This window comes from uncultured Corynebacterium sp. (assembly GCF_902782855.1).
In the GTDB taxonomy this organism is placed as follows: Bacteria; Actinomycetota; Actinomycetes; order Mycobacteriales; family Mycobacteriaceae; genus Corynebacterium.
This window is the reverse complement of the sequence record NZ_CACZOO010000169.1, coordinates 1-6235: the sequence shown is the minus strand read 5'-3', so window position 1 is coordinate 6235 and position 6235 is coordinate 1. Positions and strand designations below refer to the sequence as shown.

Genomic DNA, 6235 nt, shown 5'->3' with positions numbered 1-6235 from the left:
GGGGCAGGGAGGTCTTCAGGGCCTTGAGCAAGCCGCCGGTCGCCCGGGCGAAACCCTTGCCGGTGAGCACCGCGTCCAGCAGCTTCTCATCGGCGTCCGCAGCGGAGACCCCGGCGGCCTTGGCGACTTTGCGCACGTCGCGGGCCATCCCGGCGTAGGGGCCGTTGCCGGCCTCGGTGAGTGCCCCCATGATGTCGAGGACGTGGGCGAGGGCGTCCGCCGGATCGTCGAAACGGTCCAGGGACGCGGTGCACTCTGCGGTCATCTCCTTGGCCCCGACGATGCCGGCCCCGGCGAACTCGGTGAACATCGCCCGGTGCCGATCAGGGTCCACGGGCACGTTGTGGGAGCGTTCGGTCTCCCGGGCTTTGCCGAAGTACTGGCGGGCGTAGACCTGGTTCCCGGCGAGGTCGAAGATGCGGGAAAGCTCCTCCAGTAGGGTCGGTACGAAGTGGGGTGCGGCCTTCGTCAGCTCGGCGGCGAGGGTGTCGAAACGGGTCTTCACGTCTCCCGCGCGGGAGGCGGCGATGCGGCGCGCCCATTCCAGGTCACCGACGAGGTTCAGGGCGTGGCGGGCATTGGCCGGGTCGGTGATGATCGGCCAGGCGGGGAAACCGACCGCACGGACCATGGTGGTGCCGACGGTCCGGTCGGTGGTCTCGTCCGCCGGTTCCTGCCGGATGACGCCGACCGACTCCAGGTCCAGGTTCTCGGCGGTGACGAGCTGCTCGGGGACCAGCCGGACGAGGACGCGCCCGTCATGGCCGGTGTAACGCAGGGCGTGCAGCGGGGTGCTGGAGGTGCTGGGGGCTGCGGACGCAGTGGAGGTGGTCACGACTGGTTCTCCCCGGAATCCTCGATGGTGCGGCCGGAGTAGAGGTACTCTCCCATGCGGATGGTCTCGGACCAGGCGACGGGGTCGATGGTGGTGGCGTCTGTGCCGGTGGCGGTCGGGTCGAGCTGGTCTCCGTCGCGCCAGAAGCTCAGCTCCCCGAGGGTGGCCTCCTCGGCGGGGTCCCAGGCGTCCACACTCATCTCTCCGACGGTGGTGACACCACCGTTGACTGTGGTGACGCGGATGCTGTCGAGGGTGGCGGTGTACCCGGCGCCACGGGCCCGGCCGATGAGGTGGGCGCCACGGCCATACTTTCCGTCGGCGAAGCGCCTGAGCTCTGCGGTGCGGGACGCCGCGTCCTCGGGCATGCGGTGGACGGTACGCAACAGCTGGTCGATCCGCTGGACGACGCCCAGGTCGACCGCGAACTCCCGCCAGTCGTCGAGGTCCTCGACGAGCGCGGGGTGCAGGATGACGAGGTCTCCGGTGACGGTCACGGACTCCCCGTCGAGGTCGATGAGCAGGACGCTCTCCCCTTCCACCCCTTTGAGCAGTCCGGTTCCCTCTGAACCGCTGACCAGAAGGTTCTCCAGGCAGGAGCGCCAGGCCGCGTCCTCCCAGACGGAGGCGATGAGCAGCGCGGCGACCGGTGCGGCGGTGAGGAACCATCCCCGGACCGTGTCCAGGCACAGTCGGTCATGTTGTCCGTAGAAGGTCTCCAGTGCTTCCAGCTGGTCGTACTCCGGGGTCTTCTTCGCCTTCGAGGGAACAGTCTTCAGCTGTTTCCCCTTGGCGTTCTGTGCGACGATGCCGTCGTCGGTCAGCGCGAGCCGGTAGTCACCGGCGGTCACCCAGGTCTCAGTCATGAGGTCAAGTGAACCAGATCGACGGACGTGGGGTGCGCCGCCGGGCTACCCCCAGTGAGTGCTTACCGACAGCGGCGCGGGCGCGATGTCCACACCGTCACTGGAATCTAGCTTCCATGCCCCGGGGGTAGAGACCGCATAGTCCCCGACGCCGATGGCTTTGAAGTGCTTCCGGGCTGCCTCGATCTTCGCGTTCTCGGACGGCCGCCGCAGGGCCGGATCATCTGTGCTCTTGGTCTCACGGATCATGTAGATCCGGTCCTCGCCATTTTCCTGCTTGATGATCGCCCAGTCCGGGTTGTACGCCCCGACGGGGGTGTCGATCCGGAACTTCGGCGGGAGTTTCATGAACATTTTGATGTCCTTCCGGGAATCCAGCTTCTCGGCGAACTGCCGCTCCACGTCGGAGTCGTAGACGACGTAGTCGAAGTCCGTCTTCTCTGTGTCGCGGACCTTATACATCGTGTCGAGGAAGTGTTCCTTCTCCTTAGCGCCATCCTCCTTCAGCTCCCGCAGTTCGTAGACGGAGCCGCGGATCTTCTCGTACTGGATTCCCTCCACCACGATGAAGGACAGCTGCTTCTGGATCACCCGTTTCACCTGGGCGATGAAGTCATTCGGGTTTCCGATGAATTCCTGTAGCCGACCGCTTTCCAGCAGGATATCGATGATCGTCCTGCGGGTCAGGGAGGTTGCTTCCTGCAGTTCAGTGATGATGTCCGGCAGGTCGTAACTGCCCCGGAGCTCTGCAGCGCGCGGGGCGTGGATTTCTTCACCCCGAGTGCCGCCACGCAGCACCCGGACGCCGGCGGTGGTCACGGTGATGCGCAGCGGGGTGATCGGGGCAGTCTGCCCCAGTTCCTTCAGTTCTGCGACGGTTTGCGAGATCAGCTGGTCCCGGTTGACCTTCACCTTGTAGGTGGTCCGTTGACTGATGGTCTCCCAGAAGTCCTCGAATTCTTCGGTGAGGTAGAGCTCCTTGTTGCACTTGCGTGCTCGTCGCTTCCTGCGGGCCTTCACGTACTTGCCGATGTTCGCATTGTTCATCAGCTCGATGATCTCGTCCTCTGCCCAGGCGAACTGATCGGGCAGGTCCAGGGTGAAGTCGAGGGTGTTCGGCTGGAACCGGTCCCGGTTGACGGAACCGTCCGCGTACAGGAACTTCCGGCTCTTGAGGTGTTCCCAGATCTCCCGTGACTTCCGGTAGCCGAGCAGCTCCTCGGTAAGAGCGCCGTTCTCGTCCGGTACTGGAAGTTTCGAGAACTCGGACTTGCGAACCTTCCCGATTTCGACACCGGCGTCCTTGTACTCCTTCTGCAGACCGTCAGCGAACTGTGTGTAGGACTCGTTGGCGACCACGGTCAGCGTGGCGATGGACCGGTCAGGGACCCGGACGAAACCGTCACGGGTCTGGGTGACGGGCAGGCGGAGACCACGGCCGAGAGTCTGGCGGCGTTCGGTGTCCGCCGCCATGTCGCGCAGGGAGCAGATCTGGAAGACGTTGGGGTTGTCCCAGCCTTCGCGCAGGGCGGAGTGGCTGAAGATGAAGCGGACGGGCTCGTCCTCATCGAGCAGGCGTTCCTTGTCCGTCATGATCAGTTCGTAGGCGTCGTCATCGGCGGCGGTGGTCCCGGAGCTGTCCTTGAATCGGTCGGCGACACCCTTCTTGCCCTTGAGCACGGAGAAGTAACCACGACGCAGCTCTGCGGGATCCTGCCCCTCGGGGAATAGTTCTGCCCAGCCTGGACGGGCGCTTTCTTCGCGGAAGACATCGTCGAACCACTGGACGAAGTCGCCGTCGGCATCGGTGTTGTTCGCCCCGTTGCCGAGGAAGTGCTCGACCTTGTCGATGAAGAAGAGGCTGAGCACCTTGATGTGCTGCGGGCGCAGCAGGGCTTCCTTGCGGAGGTGTTCCCGGACGGTCTCCCGGATCATCTCCTTGTAGATAACTTCGGTCGATTCCCCGACGGTGTCCCCGATGTAGAGGTCGTCGTGAAGGCTGAGACTGATGCGGGGCGGCTCCAGCGCCATGTCGGTGACCCGCCAACCCTCGTAGACTGGGTTGTTGGTGAGCCGCTCTGCGGAAAACTGCTCGTTCCGCTTCACAGTGACGACGCGCCGCTCCTGGGACCCGTCTGCCTTACGGACAGACAGTTCCAGCCGAGCACTCCAGGTCGGTTCCCGGCGGACGTCGACGAGCCGGATGTAGGGGGCGGCATCCGAGCCTTCCTGGTGGACGTCGGCGACAACGATCTGTTTGACCAGTCCGAGCTCGTGGGCGTCCACCGGGTCCAGACGGTAGACGACGTTGCGCTTCTTCTTGTGGGTGGCACTGTAGCGCAGCGTCATCACCGGGTTGAGGTCACCCACGGCAGACTTGGAGAGTTTGGACTCCATGTTCTGAGGCTCATCCATGATGACCACCGGATGGGTCGATGAAAGGTAGTCAATGGGACGCAGACCATTGAGCCTGTCCATCGGCTTGTACATGATCAAGTTCTTTTTACCACGGATCGAGTCGATGGTCATGACCATGATCTGGACGTCGGTCGAGGTCGCGAAGGGCTGGACTTCTTCGGCATTCTTCCCACTGTAGATGGAGTTGTCGAAGTTGACGCCGTAGCGCTTGTAGAGGTTTTCGAAGTGCGGGCGCATCAGCCGGATGCTGGTGTTCACACCTTCTTTGATCGCGACACTGGGGACGAGAATGACGAACTTGGTGAAGTTATACCTTGCGGCGAGTTCGAAGATGGTACGCAGGTAGACGTAGGTCTTGCCGGTACCGGTCTCCATCTCGATGTCGAAATCCAGCGATTCCTCGTCGAAGAGCGAGCTGTCGACCTCCAGACCATTTCTGTCCTGCACCCGCTGCAGGTTGCTGAGAATGAGGTCTCGGTCAACGACAAGGTTGTTTCCGATGGCTCCAACGTCCTGGGTGAGGTCGTAGTCAAGGGCTCCATCACCGTTACGAGCCGGCGCAGCAGATCCGCGCAGGGAGGTCAGCAGCCGCTCAGAGTGCTTGGGCTGTCCCTCCAACAGATCAGCCACTGCACTGATCGCGTCGAGCTGGTATTGCTGGCTGGCATCGAACTGGAATCCAGATCCTGTGGTCGTGGTGTTCGCCATGTCTACGCCGTCCAGAGTTCGATGTCCCTGCTCTTGCAGAGCTGGGCGAGGTTGGTCTTCAGTTCATCGTCGCCCTGGAAAGCGTCTTCCAGGATGATGATGCGGCCGGGTTTCTCGTCGACGAAGGCACGGAGCTGGTCGAGGGTGGGCTTGGTGCGCTCCTCCAGGTACGCGAGGACACTGACATCGCCAGAATTATTCAGCACCAGGCAAACGTCGAGCCCCGCAACCTCATCGGTACTGATCGTCTCAGTGAGCGAGTACCCCTGCTTCAGTAGGATCTCAGTGAGCAGATCGTCAGCGGTCGCATCATCGGCGCTACTGCCGTTGCGCAGGTCGAGCATCTTCTGCTCCAACTGGCTCAGGTCGACATCACTGGACTGCTTCCACTTGGAGAAGTTCGAGTATTTGAGAGTATAGGAACGGAACCCGAAATCAAGTTCGTCCACACTTTCACTCTCCTCCGATATTCTTCTCGCAGCACGAGAAATACGCTCTCTACTTAGCGACGAGATACTTTCAAATCCCCGACCAAAGGCTTCCGAGTCAGAGGGAGTCGGCTCTGGAATCTGGATAGATATTGCATTCCGCGAATATCCATCCCTAGCATTGAGCGACATTACCGCATGTGCAGTAGATCCCGATCCTGCAAAAAAGTCCATTACATAATCCCCTGACCCGACGCCCGAAATCTGAATTAGTCGTTCAATGAGAAGCGTTGGCTTCGGGTAGCTAAACACTGGATTTCCATCGAAGAGATCCTTTACTTCAGACTTCCCAGTGGAATTATCTCCCGCAAATGACCGTTCAAAAATTGTCACCGGGACAAGTCCGTCCTGAACATCGGAAAGGTATCGCTTCAACATAGGAATCGAGCTCCCATTGCCCCAGATTAAGGAGCCATCACTTATTGCCTTATCGATGGTAGACTTACTGTACCTCCAGTACTGTCCTGAGGGTCGTGAAATTTTTATTCCATTTGGCTTAGTGATCACATAGTCAGCATCGTAAGGATTGTTGGCATATATTGGATCCGCCTTCCAAGGTCCCCGCGAATCACCGTCAGGGTTCTTGTATGCATCAGTGTTATCCCGAGGAAGGAGCGCCCGCTGAAATCCTCCATCTCCAGGGTCTTGCATTTTTTTGTTCGCATAGCACAGAATATAGTCATGACTCACCGAAAACTGCCTTGCGGAGTTCTTCCGGGTGTGGACTTTCTCCCATATAATCTGGGCGACAAAATTCACTTCTCCATATATCTCATCAAGCATCCTGCGCAACTGCGGCTGCTCGCTGTCGTCAATGGAGACAAAGATAACGCCATCATCCGTCAGCAAGTTCCGCGCCAACTTCAGCCGCGGATACATCATGTTGAGCCAGTTGGAGTGGTACCGGCCCTCGGAGTCCG

Annotated in this window: 3 protein-coding genes and 1 pseudogene; all 4 read right to left on the bottom strand. The window is 60.7% G+C overall.

All coding sequences use genetic code 11. The annotated features are described in order from the left end of the window. Positions 1-835: pseudogene (locus QZV72_RS07615) on the bottom strand (hypothetical protein); the annotation flags it as partial. Continuing rightward, positions 832-1701, bottom strand: coding sequence for a DUF4132 domain-containing protein (locus QZV72_RS07610; RefSeq protein WP_297006878.1), 870 nt, complete (start codon positions 1699-1701; stop codon positions 832-834). The pseudogene QZV72_RS07615 and the gene QZV72_RS07610, both read right to left, overlap by 4 nt. 45 nt (positions 1702-1746) lie before the next feature. Further along, the gene (locus QZV72_RS07605) at positions 1747-4827 is read right to left on the bottom strand and encodes a DEAD/DEAH box helicase family protein (RefSeq protein WP_297006875.1); all 3081 of its coding nucleotides are present in this window, start codon (positions 4825-4827) and stop codon (positions 1747-1749) included. A gap of 2 nt (positions 4828-4829) precedes the next feature. Next, positions 4830-6235 (bottom strand): site-specific DNA-methyltransferase (locus QZV72_RS07600; RefSeq protein WP_297006873.1); only part of this gene is annotated, 1406 nt, incomplete at its 5' end.